The 17,475-nt window shown below is 42.0% G+C and carries 16 protein-coding genes; 8 read left to right on the forward strand and 8 right to left on the reverse strand.

The features are described 5' to 3' along the window. Positions 1-44: 44 nt before the first annotated feature. The 4 genes from ACWIT3_RS02975 to ACWIT3_RS02990 form a co-directional block, all read right to left on the reverse strand. The gene (locus ACWIT3_RS02975) at positions 45-2,015 is read right to left on the reverse strand and encodes a TRAP transporter permease (RefSeq protein ID WP_457161323.1); all 1,971 of its coding nucleotides are present in this window, start codon (positions 2,013-2,015) and stop codon (positions 45-47) included. Next, a complete protein-coding gene (locus ACWIT3_RS02980; protein WP_457161324.1) occupies positions 2,008-2,481 on the reverse strand; it encodes a DUF1850 domain-containing protein in 474 nt (157 codons plus the stop codon). Before ACWIT3_RS02980 ends, ACWIT3_RS02975 begins: the two co-directional genes overlap by 8 nt. A gap of 12 nt (positions 2,482-2,493) precedes the next feature. Continuing rightward, positions 2,494-3,504, reverse strand: a complete 1,011-nt coding sequence (locus ACWIT3_RS02985; RefSeq protein WP_457161325.1) for a TAXI family TRAP transporter solute-binding subunit — start codon at positions 3,502-3,504, stop codon at positions 2,494-2,496. Positions 3,505-3,696: 192 nt separating this feature from the next. Next, positions 3,697-4,557, reverse strand: a complete 861-nt coding sequence (locus ACWIT3_RS02990) for an SIS domain-containing protein (RefSeq protein ID WP_457161326.1) — start codon at positions 4,555-4,557, stop codon at positions 3,697-3,699. A gap of 120 nt (positions 4,558-4,677) precedes the next feature. Here ACWIT3_RS02990 and murQ point away from each other — a divergent pair, with 120 nt between their 5' ends. Together murQ and murP are read left to right on the forward strand one after the other, a co-directional pair. Continuing rightward, complete coding sequence (murQ, locus tag ACWIT3_RS02995) at positions 4,678-5,583, forward strand: N-acetylmuramic acid 6-phosphate etherase (RefSeq protein ID WP_457161327.1); 906 nt, start codon at positions 4,678-4,680, stop codon at positions 5,581-5,583. Between the two features lie 25 nt (positions 5,584-5,608). Then, positions 5,609-7,039, forward strand: a complete 1,431-nt coding sequence (gene murP, locus ACWIT3_RS03000) for a PTS N-acetylmuramic acid transporter subunit IIBC (protein WP_457161328.1) — start codon at positions 5,609-5,611, stop codon at positions 7,037-7,039. A 355-nt stretch (positions 7,040-7,394) separates the two neighbouring features. Here the strand turns inward: murP and tnaA are convergent, their stop codons facing one another. Both tnaA and tnaC read right to left on the reverse strand, forming a co-directional pair. Beyond that, entirely contained in the window at positions 7,395-8,810 is a 1,416-nt protein-coding gene (gene tnaA / locus ACWIT3_RS03005) for a tryptophanase (RefSeq protein ID WP_457161329.1), read from the reverse strand. Positions 8,811-8,907: 97 nt separating this feature from the next. Beyond that, positions 8,908-8,988 (reverse strand): tryptophanase leader peptide, encoded by an 81-nt coding sequence (gene tnaC, locus ACWIT3_RS03010; protein WP_080940337.1) that lies wholly within the window; start codon positions 8,986-8,988, stop codon positions 8,908-8,910. A gap of 400 nt (positions 8,989-9,388) precedes the next feature. Here tnaC and ACWIT3_RS03015 point away from each other — a divergent pair, with 400 nt between their 5' ends. Genes ACWIT3_RS03015 through ACWIT3_RS03025 form a run of 3 tightly spaced genes read left to right on the forward strand, consistent with a single transcriptional unit; the run spans position 9,389 to position 12,785 of the window. After that, entirely contained in the window at positions 9,389-9,640 is a 252-nt protein-coding gene (locus ACWIT3_RS03015) for an oxaloacetate decarboxylase subunit gamma (protein ID WP_046339836.1), read from the forward strand. A gap of 18 nt (positions 9,641-9,658) precedes the next feature. After that, positions 9,659-11,470, forward strand: a complete 1,812-nt coding sequence (gene oadA / locus ACWIT3_RS03020) for a sodium-extruding oxaloacetate decarboxylase subunit alpha (protein ID WP_457161330.1) — start codon at positions 9,659-9,661, stop codon at positions 11,468-11,470. A 10-nt stretch (positions 11,471-11,480) separates the two neighbouring features. Continuing rightward, positions 11,481-12,785, forward strand: a complete 1,305-nt coding sequence (locus ACWIT3_RS03025; RefSeq protein WP_457161331.1) for a sodium ion-translocating decarboxylase subunit beta — start codon at positions 11,481-11,483, stop codon at positions 12,783-12,785. 83 nt (positions 12,786-12,868) lie between these two features. Here ACWIT3_RS03025 and lysA read toward each other — a convergent pair whose 3' ends face one another. Continuing rightward, a complete protein-coding gene (gene lysA, locus ACWIT3_RS03030; RefSeq protein ID WP_457161332.1) occupies positions 12,869-14,119 on the reverse strand; it encodes a diaminopimelate decarboxylase in 1,251 nt (416 codons plus the stop codon). Between the two features lie 9 nt (positions 14,120-14,128). Next, positions 14,129-14,248 carry an LPS translocon maturation chaperone LptM gene (gene lptM, locus ACWIT3_RS03035; RefSeq protein WP_457161333.1) on the reverse strand — a complete coding sequence of 40 codons (120 nt, stop codon included), beginning with the start codon at positions 14,246-14,248 and terminating at the stop codon, positions 14,129-14,131. Positions 14,249-14,368: 120 nt separating this feature from the next. Between lptM and cyaY the strand changes: the two genes are divergently transcribed. From cyaY to recQ, 3 genes are read left to right on the forward strand one after another with little or no spacing between them, the layout of a single operon-like run. Continuing rightward, positions 14,369-14,677 (forward strand): iron donor protein CyaY, encoded by a 309-nt coding sequence (gene cyaY / locus ACWIT3_RS03040; protein WP_457161334.1) that lies wholly within the window; start codon positions 14,369-14,371, stop codon positions 14,675-14,677. Between the two features lie 48 nt (positions 14,678-14,725). Beyond that, a complete protein-coding gene (gene pldA / locus ACWIT3_RS03045) occupies positions 14,726-15,547 on the forward strand; it encodes a phospholipase A (protein WP_457161400.1) in 822 nt (273 codons plus the stop codon). After that, positions 15,537-17,432 carry a DNA helicase RecQ gene (gene recQ, locus ACWIT3_RS03050; RefSeq protein WP_457161335.1) on the forward strand — a complete coding sequence of 632 codons (1,896 nt, stop codon included), beginning with the start codon at positions 15,537-15,539 and terminating at the stop codon, positions 17,430-17,432. The genes pldA and recQ overlap by 11 nt, the downstream gene beginning before the upstream one ends. Positions 17,433-17,475: the final 43 nt, after the last annotated feature.

The following is a 17,475-nucleotide window of genomic DNA, read 5'->3' on the forward strand; positions in this document are numbered from 1 at the left end:
GGCTATCTTTCCAGATAGCCTTTATTGTTGATTAAGCACGCTAACTAACGTTTACGTAAATTGAGCCATGCCACAATCGTAACCAGCCCGATTCCGATTACATCTGTCATCAACTCAGGGATAATTAACATGAATGACCCTGCGGCTAAAATAATACGTTGCCAGAGAGGTATGCTCTGCTTAAAAAATCCTTCCGTTGCTGCCGATAGTCCCAATACGCCGATCGTCGAAGACACTAATACGCTCATAATATCGAGGAAATCTGGTAAGGGGAACGTTTTTGCGGTTACTGCCACGTGAGTGACATCAATCATCAACATCGTTGGATTGTACACAAACATGAAAGGAACAATAAACCCTGCTAGCGCCAAACGCAGTGATTGCCAACCTGTTTTCATCGGATCGCCTTGTGCAATGCCTGCTCCAGCAAACGCTGCTAATGCAACAGGTGGGGTAATATTCGCAAAAATACCAAAATAGAACACAAACATGTGTGCTACTAATACAGGAACATCAAAGGTCGCTAATGCAGGTGCTGCCATAGTAGCGGTAATAATATAAGCAGGAATAGACGGTAACCCCATACCTAAAATCATCGAAGCTAACATGGTGAGAAATAATGTTAAGAATAATGATCCTGCGCCTAAGGTAACGATAGAGGAAGTAATCACCGTACCAAAGCTGGTTAAATTAACAACCCCAATCACAATCCCGACGACTGCACAAGCCGCCATCACCGAAAGGGATTGTTTCGCGCCATCTTCTAAGGCAGCAATAATCTCTTTCAGTCCCATACGTGTTTCTCGACGTAATTGGCTGACTAACACCGTAATCGCGATGGTATAAGCGGCAGCATAGCCAATCGGCACAGACTCAATTAAAAACCACACTAATGCCACAATCGGTAATAACATGTGCCCACGCGCACGCATAATGGCTTTGAATTGTGGCAATTGATCTTTAGACAATCCTCTTAAATTTTGTTTTCCTGCACGAAAATGCACTTGAGCAATTACACCAAGATAATACAACACGGCTGGGAAAAGTGCGGCTAAGGCGATAGTGCCATAACTCACACCAGTAGTTTCCGCCATAATAAAGGCACTCGCGCCCATAATTGGTGGTAAAATTTGTCCACCTACAGATGCACTTGCCTCAACCGCCCCCGCAAAATTACGGTGATAACCAATTTTTTTCATTAAAGGAATCGTAAATGCCCCTGTACTGACGACATTCGCTACAGCTGCGCCGTTGATACTGCCCATAAATCCACTTGAAATTACGGCAACTTTGGCGGGGCCTCCTTGTTTATCTCCCGCAATCGCTAAGGCAATATCATTAAATAGCTGTCCCATACCCGATTTTGCTAAAAATGCACCAAACAAAATAAACAAGAAAATGAACGTGACCGATGCACCAATTGCAGAAGAATACAATCCTTCTGTTTTTAAGTACAACTGCCCAAAAATATCACCAATATCATAAGGACGAGTTAATAAACGATCTGGCATAAAATCCATTGAACTGATAAAAGGATAAGTCAGAAAGACAAGGGCAAATAACACTAAAATCCATCCTGTCACTCGACGGGTCACTTCCAACACAGCGGCTACCGTTAAAATCGCAACTACGATGTCTGTGGTATTCGGAATGCCACCACGAATCGTCATAATGTCGTTATATTGATGGATTAAATAACCCATCCCAGCTAATGCAATAGCGATCCAAATCCAGTCATACCATGCGGCACTTCCTTGACGACGTTTTTGGCTAGCAGGATAAATCAGAAAAATCAGCACCGCCCCGACACCAACGTGAATTGCGCGTTGTAATAAGGTTGGCAAAGGATAGAACGTAATATAAAGGTGAAATAAAGAATAAAAAACAGCAATCAGGGTAATGAGCCATTGATGAAAGCGGTGAGTAGATTGACGTGTCACCGATTCACGATCATATTTTTCTAGAATGTCTTGTTCGCGGCGACCGATACTTGTGGTATCTAGTTTGTCAGTCATAGCATGAACTCCCTAATAAATAAACGAGAAGCAAAGATTGAGCAGGTCTTATCGTGATCATAGAATAATCTGGAATAGTTTGATAAATAGGGATGTCACCTTTTTCACTCTTTATCACCCCTTCCATACGACGAGATACCACCCAATTTAACTCATGAAAATGAATATGTTGTTTATAGCCCACATATCCTGCAGGCACATTTTTTACTGGTTCAGCGAAGGAAGGTGTGCCAGCACCAAATGTTTGTAGCCAAGTTTGGTGGAGTAATATACGCTTCCCATCATGACGATAATGCTCTTGCCATAATTGGTGTTCAACAGAGTGACGCCACTGTAAACTAAATGTGGTTGTGCGTAGATAACAAGTCTGTTGCTCTGTTTGAATCACCAAATAGGTGATTGGACATAATCCAGTAAGCATGCCAAGGCATACCAGCACACAAGCATACTTACTGAACCGCTTCATGATTATCCGCTATTATTTTTTGATCACTTCGTCATAATATTTTTTTGCACCTGGGTGTAATGGTGCAACAGTACCTTGTACTGCGCCTTCTAAGCTGACTGCTTTTGCCGCCTGATGTGCGGTTTGTAATTGTGGTAAACTCTCAAAGAACGTTTTGGTCAGCAAATAGACATCTGCATCACTCAGATCTTTACGCACAACGAGCGCATTTTTAATGGCAGCCGTTGGAATAGGTTGCGCATTTCCATAGGTATTCGCAGGAATCTCCATAGCATTAAAATACGGTTTCTCTTGCGCGAGTTTTTGCACACCTTCAACAGGAATCGCCACTAACTGCAAATCAAAACTTTGTTGTAATTCCAGTAAAGAAGAGTTTGGTAAGCCACTGGTTAAGAACGCTGCATCAATTGAGCCAGCTTTCAACGCATCTGCAGCTTCTGCATAACCTAAGTAATCTACGGTAATGTCGTTGTAAGTAATGCCAAATCCAGCAAGTAAATTACGCGCATTCACTTCTACGCCTGAGTTTTGCGCGCCTGTTGCAACACGTTTCCCTTTCAAATCGGTAATAGTTTGAATACCAGAGCGTTTTGAGGTCACTATCTGAACATAGTTGGGATATAACGCGGCCATTTGGCTCACATTGTCTAATTTTGCAGGGAAACTGCCCGTACCATTCAACGCATCATTTAACGCATCGCTCATCACAAACGCCATTTCGACTTTTTTCTGTGCGAGAAGATTCAAGTTCTCTACTGAGGCGCCTGTTGTTTGTGTTTTTGAATTAGTTTGTAAGGTTTTACTGTAAATATCGGATAACGTTGTCGCGATAATATTATAAGGACCCGACGCTCCACCTGTAGCGATAGTAACAAATTTACTTTGTACTGTCGCTGGAGCTTCTGTCGCAGCAGGGGTACTCGTTGATGGTGCGGATTCAGTTTTCTTATCATCACAACCAGAAAGGGAAAGGGCAAATAACGCAGTTGCGGCAACGGTGAGGGTAAGTTTCATCTTTTTCATGTATTACTCCTATGTTGTATAAGTAGGTAAACCAAGTGGTGATTTGCAATCCATGTAATATTTACCCTATGCAAACGTTTGCTTTTTATCATGACTGTGTTTTTTTGTAAAGAAATTGTTAACACAAGAAAGAAAGTGACGCGCCCATCAAACTGCTACCAAAACGGACCGCACTTTTGCAGCGTTCTATGCTTAACGATGTTTATTTAACTGTCCGACTAACTTTCGGCTTTCTAGAATCAATTCATTAGCATCGCCTTTTTTCTGCACAATTCCCATAAACAATAAGTCTGTAATGGCGTGTTGTGCTGTACGTGAAGCGATAGAAGAACTGCGGAATTTGGACTCATCCGCGACAGAATACAGCACGTGATCGGCTAAATGATGTAAAGGATTAGTTTGTAATGCGGTCAAGGCAATAATATTGACATGATGTGTGCGTGCATTTTCTGCAGCTAAAAGAATTTCACGATGAGCGCCAGAAAAAGAGATCAAAAACAACACATCTTGAGGCGTCAAACTTTGGCTCATGGCAAGTTGTGCATGGGTATCTGTTTCTGTCACTGCAGGTAACCCAATTTTAGTTAATTTATAAAATAAATCTTTCGCAACCAAAGCAGAGTTGCCAATTCCCATCAATTGAATACGCTTGGCTTGTAATAATTTTTCAATCACTACTGCCAAATTTTGCGTCGAATTTAAACTTAAACTTTCCTTTAATGCTTGCTGCTTTTCTAAAAAAAGTTTCTCAGCAATCTCAGCTAAGTCATCCTGATCCGTAATATTATCATGTAGATGAATTCGCTTTTCTTGTTGGGCTTCTTGACGAATAAGCGCCTCACTGATTGCCAGCTTAAAATCACTAAATTTATCTGCCCCGAGTTTCTGGCTAAACTTAATGATCGCAGACTGGCTCACGTCAATTTGTGCTGCTAAAGATTTTGAGGAAGCTGTTTTAACTAGTGCAGGATTTTTCAAAATAAAATCAGCAATCCGCTGTTCATTAGGTGAAAACGTATGATAAGCATGCTTAAGTTTAATTAAAAATCCCATGGCATTCTTCCTCTATTGCGCACAAAAAGTGAGCGAGCTCACAGAATGAATAAATAATTCCCCACATGATTCTATTTTGGAATAAAATAATCCAAGTGCACACCATGGGAGGAATTTTTTATGCAAACTTCAATTAATGGACTAGTTACCGAAAGTCGCAACCCATTTAGTACGAACATTGACCAACTTTCAACGTTGGATATGTTAACAGTAATTAATCAAGAAGATCAAAAAGTTTCCTCCGCCGTTGAAAAAGTCTTACCCGATATCGCGAATGCCGTTGATGCGATTGCAGCCGCCTTTATGAAAGGGGGGCGTTTAATTTATATCGGCGCAGGGACCTCTGGGCGTTTAGGAATTTTAGATGCGAGCGAATGCCCGCCCACCTTTGGTACACCACATGAACAAGTTATTGGTTTAATCGCAGGTGGACATCAGGCTATTTTAAAAGCCGTCGAAAATGCAGAAGATGATCGCGACGCAGGCGTGCAAGACCTCAAAAATCATCATTTAACTGAAAAAGATGTGGTCGTTGGTATTGCTGCTAGTGGACGCACACCTTATGTATTAGCAGGCATTGAATATGCAAAACAATGTGGCTGTATAACCGTTGGTATTAGCTGTAATCCCGACTCGGCACTTGCAAACCTCGCACAAATCGCGATTACTCCGATTGTTGGTGCCGAAGTTATCACGGGCTCATCGCGTATGAAAGCTGGGACCGCACAAAAATTGATTTTAAATATGCTAACAACTGGCGCGATGATCAAAACGGGCAAAGTGTTTGGCAATTTAATGGTTGATGTCGTTGCGACAAATGCAAAACTGGTCGAACGGCAAAAGAATATTGTGATGCAAGTAACACAGTGTGATCGCAATCAAGCAGAGCAGGCATTAGAACAGTCTGGTGGTCAATGTAAAGTGGCTATTGTGATGCTGTTGCTCAATATTTCGGCGGAAGAAGCCAAAACCTGTTTGGCTGAATCCAACGGTTTCATTCACCAAGCATTAACTTCAGTCAAGTAAGGCAAGTTAACATAAGGAGAAGATTATGGCAGTAATCGATAATGCGATGATCCACAGACTGATGCAGTTATTAGGTGGAAAGAGCAACATAAAAACCGTCACAAACTGCATGACACGTCTACGTGTCACGTTGCTAGACTCGTCTATTGTTGAGATGAACGAAATCAAGAAAGTCGAAGGAGTTCTCGGCGTCGTAGAAGCTGATGAGCAACTTCAAATTATTCTTGGTCCTGGAAAAGCAACCAAAGCCGCAGAATTGATGAAGGGGATGGTCGACGGCGAATTAACTTCACCTTCACTGAAAGACATTGCTCGAGAACAAAAGCAACAAATCAAATCAACGCAAACCAGTAGCATCCATCAATTTTTTGCTAAGTTTGCCACGATCTTTACGCCACTGATTCCAGGTTTTATCGGGGCGGGTCTATTGCTTGGGCTAGCAACAGTTTTACAACAAGCCTTCGTGACAGGTGTAGAAAATCCAAATAGTTTTTTAGTTGATGTCATCGCCTATATGAAAGTGTTCAGTAAAGGATTGTTTAGTTTCTTGAGCATTTTAATTGGCTACAATGCTGCGAAAGCCTTCGGTGGCTCAGGCGTCAATGGTGCGATTTTAGCCTCGCTCTTTATTCTTGGGTATAACCCAGAAGCAACAAAAGGCATTTATTCTGGTTTAAGCGACTTCTTTGGCTTAACCATTGATCCTCGCGGTAACATTATCGGGGTGCTAATTGCAGCCATTGTCGGTGCTAAGGTCGAACGTTGGGTGAGAACATTCATTCCTGATAGCTTAGACATGGCATTGACCTCAACTGTCACGTTGCTGATCATGGGCTGCTTTACTTTCCTCTTTATTATGCCTGTTGGGGTATATTTGTTTGATGGAATGTCTTGGTTATTCTCAAACTTAAATGGTAACCCACTCGGTACCGCTGTCTTAGCTGGCTTATTCTTAATCTCAGTTATGCTCGGTATCCACCAAGGGTTTGTACCTGTATATTTTGCCCTAGTGGAAACACAAGGTTTCAACGCACTCTTCCCTGTACTTGCCATGGCGGGTGCGGGACAAGTCGGTGCGGCATTAGCCCTGTACTTTAAAGCGAATAAAACGTCAGTACTACGCACACAAATTAAAGGGGCAATTATTCCAGGCTTCTTAGGTATCGGTGAGCCTTTAATCTATGGTGTCACCTTACCTCGTGTCAAACCGTTTATTACAGCTTGTATCGGTGGTGCCGCAGGGGGCTTCACGATCGGCTTAGTAGCTTATTTAGGTTACCCAATGGGCTTGAATACCGTATTTGGTCCATCTGGCTTATTAGCTACACCGTTAATGACTTCGCCACTCGGCGTCTTCCCTGCGATTGCGACCTACTTATTAGGTACTGTTGTCGCTTACATTACAGGTTTCGTGACTACGTATTTCTTTGCCACTAAGGATGTGGATTTAAGTTAGCACATATTTGCATTTTCGCCGTTAATGTGCGTTTTATTTTAGGAACATTTATGAATAGCTATGAATAGCAATGTTTGGGCAGAGTTTATCTGCCCTTTTTTTATTTTGTTTGGTAGGGGACATATTGGCTTTTCTTCCCTTCATTACAACATCGCCCCATCACGCATAAAATCATGAAATCAATATTCACATTCAATACACTGAAAATAAATCAAAGCGCCATGAAGATGAATGCAGAACAGAGACACCGAATAATACAAACTCCCCCAAATTAAAGGCGCCTTTTTATTATGTGTGTCCTTCTCAATGAAATAAAAAATGCAGTTTCCCATTGCAGAGAAACTGCATGAAGTATTTATACTTCTTTTAAGCGTGCTGTGAAATGACGCAAGACTTTCGGCTCATAAGTAAAGGTTAATCCTTTAATATTTTCCGCATTTTCTTTCACATGTTTAAACGCTTCAATGATAAAGTCCATATGCGTTTGCGTATACGTTGCACGAGGAACAGTTAAGCGGAGTAATTCCGCTGGACAAGGCAATTGTTTACCTGTTTTTGGATCACGACCTAATAAGAATGAACCAATTTCTACCGCACGAATACCCGCGACTTTGTATAATTCGCATGCTAATGCTTGTGCAGGAAATTGATCAGCAGGAATATGCGGAAGGAGTTTACCCGCGTCGACAAATGCCGCGTGACCACCTGGTTGTTGACAAACAACGCCAATTGCCTCTAAGCCATTCACAAGATATTCAATCTGGTTAATGCGATAGGCTAACCAATCTTGGCGCATTCCATCACGTAAACCGACAGCTAAACGTTCCATCGCTCCGCCTTCCAAACCACCATAGGTTGGGAAACCTTCTTGTACTACACAGAGTGTACGGCATTCGTTATAGACATCTTCCATGCGTTTGTCTTTAAAGCACAACAAACCGCCCATTGGCACCATGGCATCTTTTTTGGCAGACATGGCTAACGCATCAGCATATTTATAACTTTCATAGGTAATTTGCTCAATAGTCCACGCTTTATAACCCGGCTCGCGTTGCTGAATGAAATACGCGTTTTCTGCAAAACGTGCAGAGTCCATTACAACAGGAATGTCATATTTCTGTGCAATCTCATACATCGCGCGCATATTCGCAAGTGATACAGGTTGCCCTCCTGCCGAGTTACAAGTGATGGTACAAACAATGTAAGGCACATTTTCTGGTCCCACATCTTTAATGCCTTGCTCCAGTTTTTCTAAATCAAAATTCCCTTTGAAATCATCATTTATACTCGTATCAAACGCCTCTTTGGTGTAAACATTACAAACAGTCGCACCGTTAATTTGGCTATGACCTTGAGTGGTATCGAAAAAATAGTTCGAAAAAACCGTCATTTTACTGCGATCCAGCCCTTTTTCTTGTTCACGTTTTTTAATCAGCACAGGAATATAAATTTGTTCTGCACCACGGCCTTGGTGGGTTGGAATGGTATATTCATAGCCAAAAATGTCTTTTACTGTATTCGCAAGCGCATAATAGCTACGGCTACCACTGTACGCTTCGTCACCACGCAGCATAGCAGCCTGCATGTCTTGTGTTACCGCGCCTGTTCCACTATCGGTAAGCAAATCAATAAATACATCCTCACTATCTAATAAAAAAGGGTTCATACCAGCTCTTAAAATCGCTTCATCACGATACGCACGCGTGGTTCTTTTCACAGGCTCAATCACACGAATACGAAAGGGTTCAGGTAAATGTTTAAAGTTTTCCATAATCAAATCCTTAAAATTGACATAGAGACGAAAACAGAATAAACAACTTGTTATTCTAAAACGTAATTAACATCATAATTAAATAAAAAATAACGGACTAGTGCATTATGGGGAAAAAGAATGATAATTTGGGATCGACAATAATCCAAACTTGATTAGGAGATAAAATTGACATCATAAAAATTATCCTTTTGTTTAGTAAAAGATAACAACTTATGGGGGAGCATTAATCTCCTGTATAAAGTAACCATGACAGGTGAATTTGTCATCACCCAAATATTAAAGTTGTGAGGGTAATCACAAAAATAACAGGTTAAAAATCAAACTAAACTCTCTCTAAAAAATATCGCATTTAGCTAATAAACTTCTTTCATTTCAATGCAATATAATCAAATCAAGCCATTATAATAAATAAGAATAAGAAACTAATATGATGATTCCCACAAGCTTAAATTTTGACCTAGACCAAGAAAACATGGATTAAATGAATCGCACTTCTTTTTTGTGACTCACATCAACTTTTTTCTGACTAAAAACAAGTAATATTCCACATTATTATCACAATAAAGGAGTCAAAAATGACAAATGCAGAACTGCTGCAAGAAGGCTTAAACTTGATGTTTGCTGGCGTCGGATTTGTAATGCTATTTCTCTTTATCCTCATTTATGCCATTGAATTTATGTCCAAGCTGGTCAATCGTTTTTTCCCTGAACCTGTTTCCACACCGATTACAAAAACAACACAATCTGATCCGCATGATTTAGCACATTTACGTCCTGTTATCGTCGCCGCGATTGCACACCATCGTCGCCAACAAGGGCTCAAATAACTAAAAAGGAAATAAAAAATGACTACTCAAAACAAAAAAATTGCTATTACTGATGTTGTGCTACGTGATGCGCATCAATCGCTTTTCGCTACACGTATGCGCCTTGATGATATGTTACCTATCGCACATGAACTTGACCAAATCGGTTATTGGTCACTGGAAGCATGGGGCGGTGCCACTTTTGATGCTTGTATTCGTTTTTTAGGTGAAGACCCTTGGGTTCGCTTACGTGAACTAAAACAAGCGATGCCAAATACTCCGTTACAAATGTTATTACGTGGTCAAAACTTACTAGGTTATCGCCATTACGCCGATGATGTCGTGGATCGCTTTGTTGAGCGCTCAGTGAAAAATGGGATGTCAGTATTCCGCGTCTTCGATGCGATGAACGACCCTCGCAATATGAAACAAGCACTCCAAGCAGTAAAACGTAACGGTGGACACGCACAAGGGACCTTGAGTTACACGACTAGCCCTGTGCATAACTTAGAAACTTGGCTAAACATTACTGAACAACTCCTTGAAATTGGCGTAGACTCCGTTGTGATTAAAGATATGTCAGGGATCTTAACCCCAGTAGAAGCCTACAAATTAGTTAGCGAAATCAAACAACGTTATGACGTCCAACTTCACTTGCATTGCCACGCCACAACAGGTATGGCAGAAATGGCGCTCTTAAAAGCTGTCGAAGCGGGAATTGATGGTATTGATACGTCTATTTCGTCAATGAGTGGCACTTATGGTCACCCATCAACCGAGGCATTAGTCGCCACTTTACAAGGTACGCAATACGATACGGGCTTAGATATCAATAAACTGGAACATATCGCTGCCTATTTCCGCGAAGTGCGCAAAAAATACGCTAAATTTGAAGGGCAACTTAAAGGTTCAGATAGCCGTATTCTTGTTGCACAAGTCCCAGGCGGTATGCTCACCAACTTAGAAAGTCAATTAAAACAACAAAATGCCTCAGATAAATTAGATGAAGTCTTAAAAGAGATTCCTCGCGTGCGCGAAGATTTAGGTTTCATTCCATTGGTCACCCCAACCTCACAAATTGTGGGTACCCAATCTGTTATTAACGTTTTAATGGGCGAACGCTATAAAACAATCGCAAAAGAAACAGCTGGAATTTTAAAAGGTGAATATGGTCGTACACCCGCCCCTGTAAATGCGGAATTACAAGCTCGTGTGCTTGAAGGTGGACAACCAATCACTGATCGTCCAGCAGATCATATTGCACCAGAAATGGACAAACTCGCCGCAGAAATCAAACAACAAGCCAAAGAAAAAGGCATTAAACTGGCTGAAAATGAAATCGATGATGTACTCATTGTCGCCCTCTTTCCTCAAGTCGGCTGGAAATTCCTCGAAAACCGTGGCAACCCAGACGCCTTTGAGCCAGCGCCAACCGCTCAACCAGCCAAATCAGCTGAAAAACCAACCGCACCAGCACCGAAAGCAGCAAGTACAGGACCTGCTGTCTACACAGTGGAATTGGATGGCAAATCATTTGTTGTGAAAGTCACTGATGGCGGTGAAGTAGGGGATATTGTGCCTGCGGCTCAACCTACTGCATCTCCAGTAGCAACACCTCAAGCGGCACCAGCCGCAACAGGCACCCCTGTAACCGCACCGATGTCTGGCAACATTTGGAAAGTGATCGCCAAAGAAGGACAAAAAGTAGCGGAAGGAGAGGTATTATTAATTTTAGAAGCCATGAAAATGGAAACCGAAATTCGTGCCGCTCAATCAGGTACAGTACAAACCATTAGTGTAAAAGCGGGTGATACCGTGGCGGTTGGTGATACGCTCATGACATTAAGCTAACGAGGTTGTTATGGAAAGTATTCTTTCATTATTACGTGGCATGGGCATTATGCACTTGGAGCTAGGTCAAGCAATTATGATGCTGATAAGCTTAGTGTTGCTCTGGCTTGCCATTGCCCGAAAATTTGAGCCATTGCTTCTGTTACCTATTGGTTTCGGTGGACTCTTATCCAATATCCCAGAAGCTGGGCTCGCGATGAGTGCATTAGACAACCTTTTACACCACGGTAGCACAGAGCAGTTAGCCATCATCGCTGCAAAATTAAACACCATGGCAGATCCTGCGGCAATTAAAGCCGCGCTCAATAACGCCTTGCCATCTGTGCAAAATGAGTTAGAGATCATGGCGGGAGATATGGGCTATACCGCGGGAGTATTAGCCTTATTCTATAAAGTCGCGATTGGTTATGGCGTTGCGCCACTGGTCATTTTCATGGGAGTGGGGGCAATGACGGACTTTGGTCCATTATTAGCCAATCCGCGTACTCTCTTATTAGGTGCAGCCGCACAGTTCGGTATTTTCGCCACAATTATCGGCGCTTTATTGCTAAACTGGACAGGTGTGATTAGCTTTACCCTACCACAAGCAGCAGCAATTGGGATTATTGGTGGGGCTGACGGTCCAACTGCGATTTATTTAGCCAGTAAATTAGCCCCTGAATTATTAGGTGCGATCGCTGTAGCCGCATATTCTTATATGGCATTAGTACCATTGATTCAACCACCAATCATGAAAGCCTTGACCACTAAAGAAGAACGCAAAATCCGCATGGTGCAATTACGTAACGTGAGCAATCGTGAGAAGATCCTCTTCCCAATTGTGTTAGTCACACTCGTTGCTTTACTCTTGCCTGATGCAGCACCTCTCTTAGGTATGTTCTGCTTTGGTAACTTATTGCGGGTCAGTGGTGTAGTGGAACGTTTAAATGATACGGCACAAAATGCTTTGATTAATATTGTCACTATCTTCTTAGGCTTATCTGTGGGTTCAAAACTCGTCGCAGATAAGTTCCTTCAACCACAGACACTGGGCATTTTATTACTAGGTGTCATCGCATTTGGTATCGGTACAGCAAGTGGCGTATTAATGGCGAAGTTTATGAACAAAATTTGTAAACACCCAATCAATCCGTTAATTGGTGCTGCTGGCGTCTCAGCAGTTCCAATGGCAGCACGGGTTGCTAACAAAATGGGATTAGAAGAAGATCACCAAAATTTCTTATTGATGCATGCAATGGGTCCAAACGTTGCGGGTGTGATTGGCTCCGCTATTGCAGCTGGTGTAATGTTAAAATATGTGTCAGCCCTCATGTAACACATAACGCCGAGAAAGTGCTGTTAAAATAAAAAGTGCGGTTAAAATTTTCCCGATTTTAACCGCACTTTTTTTACTTTGTATTAAGGTAAAAGCTGTTCCAAAGCCCACAATTCATTCAATGCTTCTCGCCGACGAATCACATGAACCTGATCACCATCCACCATCACTTCTGCGGTACGTGGGCGTGAATTATAATTAGACGACATACTTGCCCCATAGGCACCCGCAGAGCGTTGTGCGAGATAATCCCCTTCAGCAATCGCCAAGGTACGATTTTTACCCAAAAAGTCAGACGTTTCACAAATTGGTCCCACAACATCATATACGCACGTTTCACGTCCTAACCTGCGATCTACTTCAATAATCTCCATATAGGCTTGATACAATGCTGGACGAATCATATCATTCATCCCCGCATCCACAATCGCAAAATGACGACATTCATTGCTTTTTAAGTATTCCACTTTGGTGACCAAAATCCCTGCATTTGCGGTAATCGCTCGCCCTGGCTCAAGAATAATCTCAAGATCACGGAAAGGCTTTAATTTTGCTAATAATGCCGCTGCATAATCTGTTGGGTGAGGCGGTGTCTCGTCAGTATAGGTTACGCCTAATCCGCCGCCTAAATCTAAGTGTTTAAGCACAATCCCATCTTGTTCTAATTGTTGCATTAACACGATTAAACGATCAGTTGCATCTAAGAAAGGTTGTAATTCCGTGAGCTGAGAACCAATATGACAATCCATTCCTGTCACACGAATATGGGGGAGTCGACTTGCCAAGCGATAAACCTCACGTGCCTCATCAACACTGATGCCAAATTTGTTTTCTTTCAAACCCGTAGAGATATAAGGATGAGTATGTGCATCAACGTCAGGATTCACACGTAATGATATAGGTGCCATTTTACCCATCTCACCTGCGACTTGATTAATACGCAGCAATTCCGCGACGGACTCCACATTAAAGCAACGGATCCCCACTTCAAGAGCACGATGAATTTCTACCTTCGTTTTTGCCACACCAGAGAACACCACTTTACTGGCATCTCCACCTGCCGCCAAAACACGTTCTAATTCGCCTTGTGACACAATATCAAACCCTGATCCTAACTGTGCCATGACATTGAGAATCGCAATATTCGGATTAGATTTCACTGCAAAACAAATTAAATGGGGATGATCACCCAATGCTTGATCGAAAGCATGCCAATGACGCGTTAATGTCGCTCGCGAGTAGATATAAAGTGGCGTACCAAATTGCTGTGCAATGTTTTGTACCGCAACTTGTTCTGCCATTAATTGTTGCTGTTGATATTGAAAATAATCCATGACATCCTGCTATTTTACTGTGTCTTGTACTGGTGTTTTGTCTGGAAAATAAAGCGGACCTTTTACCCCACAACCGATACTGAACACACACATTGTCGTGACGAGTAATGTAGAAACCCATTTTTTCATTTTATTCTCCTTCTTGGTCACATCGAGTACACTTTTTACCATTAAATCCGCCTTTGTGCTATCACAATAATGCGAAAATCTTTATAATCTTTATTTTAGCACGATGAAGAAGAGAGAATTATGAACGTAACAGAATTTCATCAAAATATTGAGCAAGTTTGGACAGAAATTGAAGAACAATTGGAAGCACAAGATTGCGATGTAGATTGTGATACGCAAGGCTCAGTTTTCAGTATTACCTTTGCTGATCGCAGTCAAATTGTTATCAATAAGCAAGAACCACTATTAGAATTATGGTTGGCTAGCCGAGTAGGTGGTTTCCATTTCCGTTTCCAACATAATGAATGGATGAGCAGCGATGGTAAAACGTTTTGGCGTTGTTTAGAAGAAGCGTGCGCTGCGCATGGAGAATCAGTGCACTTTCGCTAAGGATAACGCATGAAAATAAATCAATACGCGCTTACATTGGTAGGATGTATGACCGCACTTGTCGGTACGACCGCCTTTGCACAACACCTAGACCATACACGTCCCTACCAAAGTAAAACCCAAGTCTTATTAACCAAATCAGATCAATTTGTGGGCTTGTTAGGTTATGAAGAAAACTACTTACTCGGTACTTACTCGAACGGAAATTTTCAGAAAAAAGACCAAACACGCCGTGATGAAATTAAATTCAAAATCAGCTTAGCCCTGCCACTTTGGCGCGGTATCTTTGGGCAAGACTCGGTGTTAGCCGCCTCTTATACGCAAAAATCGTGGTTCCAATTAAGTAATGTTGATGATTCTTCCCCTTTCCGCGAATCAAACTATGAGCCGCAACTTTTTGTGGCATGGAAAACACAAACTGCATTACCTTTTGGTTGGACAATGCAAGACATTGAAACAGGGATTAACCATCAATCAAATGGACGAGATGATCAAGAAAAGTTATCGCGTAGCTGGAACCGCCTGTATGCTCGCGCATCAGCAACAAATGGAAATTGGACGATTGAACTGAAACCATGGTGGCGCATTCCTGAAAAAGCGAAAAAAGACGACAACCCTGACATCAGCAAATACCGTGGTTATATGGATATGGCACTGGGTTATTACTACCAAGACCACCAATTCAAAATTGCGGGTCACTATAATCCCGCCTCCAATAAAGGTGGCTTAGAAGCAAGTTACAGCTATCCTATCACACCGAATATTCGTTTCTATACGCAATATTATACGGGCTATGGCGAGTCTCTAGTCGATTATCAGAAAAACATTCAGCGGATTGGTATAGGTATTTCACTCAATAATGTCTTCTGATGCCGTACCACAGCAAATTACAACAAGTACGGTCGACCTTGATGAAATCTCGTTAAAACAGACCGCACTTGATGTGTTGCATGCTACATTTGGTTACCAAAGCTTTCGTCATGGACAAGCCGAAGTGATCCACGCGGCTTTACAAGGTCAAGATAGCCTTGTCATTATGGCAACGGGCAATGGAAAATCACTCTGTTATCAAATCCCTGCATTATGTTTTTCGGGGTTAACCTTAGTGATTTCTCCTTTGATATCCTTGATGAAAGACCAAGTCGACCAATTGCGAGTACATGGCATTGAAGCTGACTATCTAAATTCAAGCCAAACCCTTGAAGAGCAACAAACAGTACAAAATAAAATCCTGTCTGGTACATTAAAATTGCTCTATGTCTCGCCTGAAAAAGTGATGACAACCAGCTTTTTCCATTTAATTTCTCATTGCCATATTAGCTTTATCGCAATTGATGAAGCCCATTGTATTTCGCAATGGGGGCATGACTTTCGCCCAGAATACACGCAATTAGGCGGCTTAAAGCGCTGTTTTCCTCGCGCACCTCTCATGGCATTAACCGCCACCGCGGATCATGCCACTCGACAAGACATCCTTTTGCACCTCGATTTGCAACAACCTTATGTCTACATTGGAAGTTTCGACCGTCCTAATATTCGCTATACTCTCGTCGAAAAATATAAACCGATGGAACAACTATGTCGTTTTGTTCTTGGGCAAAAAGGAAAAAGTGGCATTATTTATTGCAACAGCCGTAATAAAGTCGAACGTGTCGCAGAAAGTTTACGCAATAAAGGGATCTCCGCCCAAGCCTATCACGCGGGGCTAGAAGCCAGTCAGCGTGAACAAGTCCAACGTGCATTTCAACGCGACAATATACAAGTCGTCGTCGCGACTATTGCCTTTGGTATGGGCATTAATAAATCTAATGTACGTTTTGTCGCACATTTTGATTTGCCACGCAGTATCGAAGCCTATTACCAAGAAACAGGACGTGCAGGGCGCGATGATTTACCTGCCGAAGCTGTATTATTTTATGAACCAGCTGATTATGCTTGGCTACATAAATGCTTATTAGAAAAACCAGAAAGTGCACAACGTCAAATTGAAGAACTTAAACTACAAGCCATTGGCGAATTTGCAGAAAGCCAAACTTGCCGTCGCTTAGTTTTACTCAACTATTTTGGTGAACATCGCCAAACCCCTTGCCAGAATTGTGATATCTGCCTTGACCCACCGAAGCAATATGATGGTTTAGTCGATGCGCAAAAAGTGATGTCGACCATTTATCGTGTCGGACAACGTTTTGGCACACATTATATTGTTGGCGTTTTACGTGGATTAAGCCATCAAAAAATCCAAGATAATCAACATGACCAACTCAGTGTATACGGCATCGGTAAAGAAAAAAGCAAAGAACATTGGCAAGCTGTCATTCGCCAACTGATTCATTTAGGCTTAGTCAAACAAGTGTTTGATCATTTCAATACCACATTACAATTAACTGAAAACGCGAAACCTTTTTTACGCGGAGAACAACCATTGCAATTGGCAATGCCACGTCTTTCCTCCTTACAAGCCGTGGTTGCACCACAAAAACACGCCCTCAATGCTTACGACAAAGATCTGTTTGCTCGTCTTCGTTTCTTACGCAAGCAAATTGCAGATAAAGAAAATATTCCCTCCTACATTGTGTTCAATGATGCGACATTACAAGAAATGGCACAGTATCAACCGACGACTAACGCCGAAATGTTGGAAATCAATGGCGTAGGTACAATCAAACTTGAGCGCTTTGCACAACCATTTATCGCGTTGATTCGCGAACATAAACGCACCATTGCAAACCACACGACGCCATTTAAACTAGAATAATGTGCAGTGACTTTCTTGCTCATTTTTCCGTACTTAGTAGGAT

It is taken from the genome of Pasteurella sp. P03HT, assembly GCF_054052285.1.

Excerpts from the sequence above, each read along its gene's own strand:
- ACWIT3_RS02975 (WP_457161323.1), bottom strand. The coding sequence starts at position 2,015 with ATGACTGACAAACTAGATACCACAAGTATCGGTCGCCGCGAACAAGAC.
- ACWIT3_RS02980 (WP_457161324.1), bottom strand. The coding sequence starts at position 2,481 with ATGAAGCGGTTCAGTAAGTATGCTTGTGTGCTGGTATGCCTTGGCATG.
- ACWIT3_RS02985 (WP_457161325.1), bottom strand. The coding sequence starts at position 3,504 with ATGAAAAAGATGAAACTTACCCTCACCGTTGCCGCAACTGCGTTATTT.
- ACWIT3_RS02990 (WP_457161326.1), bottom strand. The coding sequence starts at position 4,557 with ATGGGATTTTTAATTAAACTTAAGCATGCTTATCATACGTTTTCACCT.
- murQ (WP_457161327.1), top strand. The coding sequence starts at position 4,678 with ATGCAAACTTCAATTAATGGACTAGTTACCGAAAGTCGCAACCCATTT.
- murP (WP_457161328.1), top strand. The coding sequence starts at position 5,609 with ATGGCAGTAATCGATAATGCGATGATCCACAGACTGATGCAGTTATTA.
- tnaA (WP_457161329.1), bottom strand. The coding sequence starts at position 8,810 with ATGGAAAACTTTAAACATTTACCTGAACCCTTTCGTATTCGTGTGATT.
- tnaC (WP_080940337.1), bottom strand. The coding sequence starts at position 8,988 with ATGATGTCAATTTTATCTCCTAATCAAGTTTGGATTATTGTCGATCCC.
- ACWIT3_RS03015 (WP_046339836.1), top strand. The coding sequence starts at position 9,389 with ATGACAAATGCAGAACTGCTGCAAGAAGGCTTAAACTTGATGTTTGCT.
- oadA (WP_457161330.1), top strand. The coding sequence starts at position 9,659 with ATGACTACTCAAAACAAAAAAATTGCTATTACTGATGTTGTGCTACGT.
- ACWIT3_RS03025 (WP_457161331.1), top strand. The coding sequence starts at position 11,481 with ATGGAAAGTATTCTTTCATTATTACGTGGCATGGGCATTATGCACTTG.
- lysA (WP_457161332.1), bottom strand. The coding sequence starts at position 14,119 with ATGGATTATTTTCAATATCAACAGCAACAATTAATGGCAGAACAAGTT.
- lptM (WP_457161333.1), bottom strand. The coding sequence starts at position 14,248 with ATGAAAAAATGGGTTTCTACATTACTCGTCACGACAATGTGTGTGTTC.
- cyaY (WP_457161334.1), top strand. The coding sequence starts at position 14,369 with ATGAACGTAACAGAATTTCATCAAAATATTGAGCAAGTTTGGACAGAA.
- pldA (WP_457161400.1), top strand. The coding sequence starts at position 14,726 with ATGACCGCACTTGTCGGTACGACCGCCTTTGCACAACACCTAGACCAT.
- recQ (WP_457161335.1), top strand. The coding sequence starts at position 15,537 with ATGTCTTCTGATGCCGTACCACAGCAAATTACAACAAGTACGGTCGAC.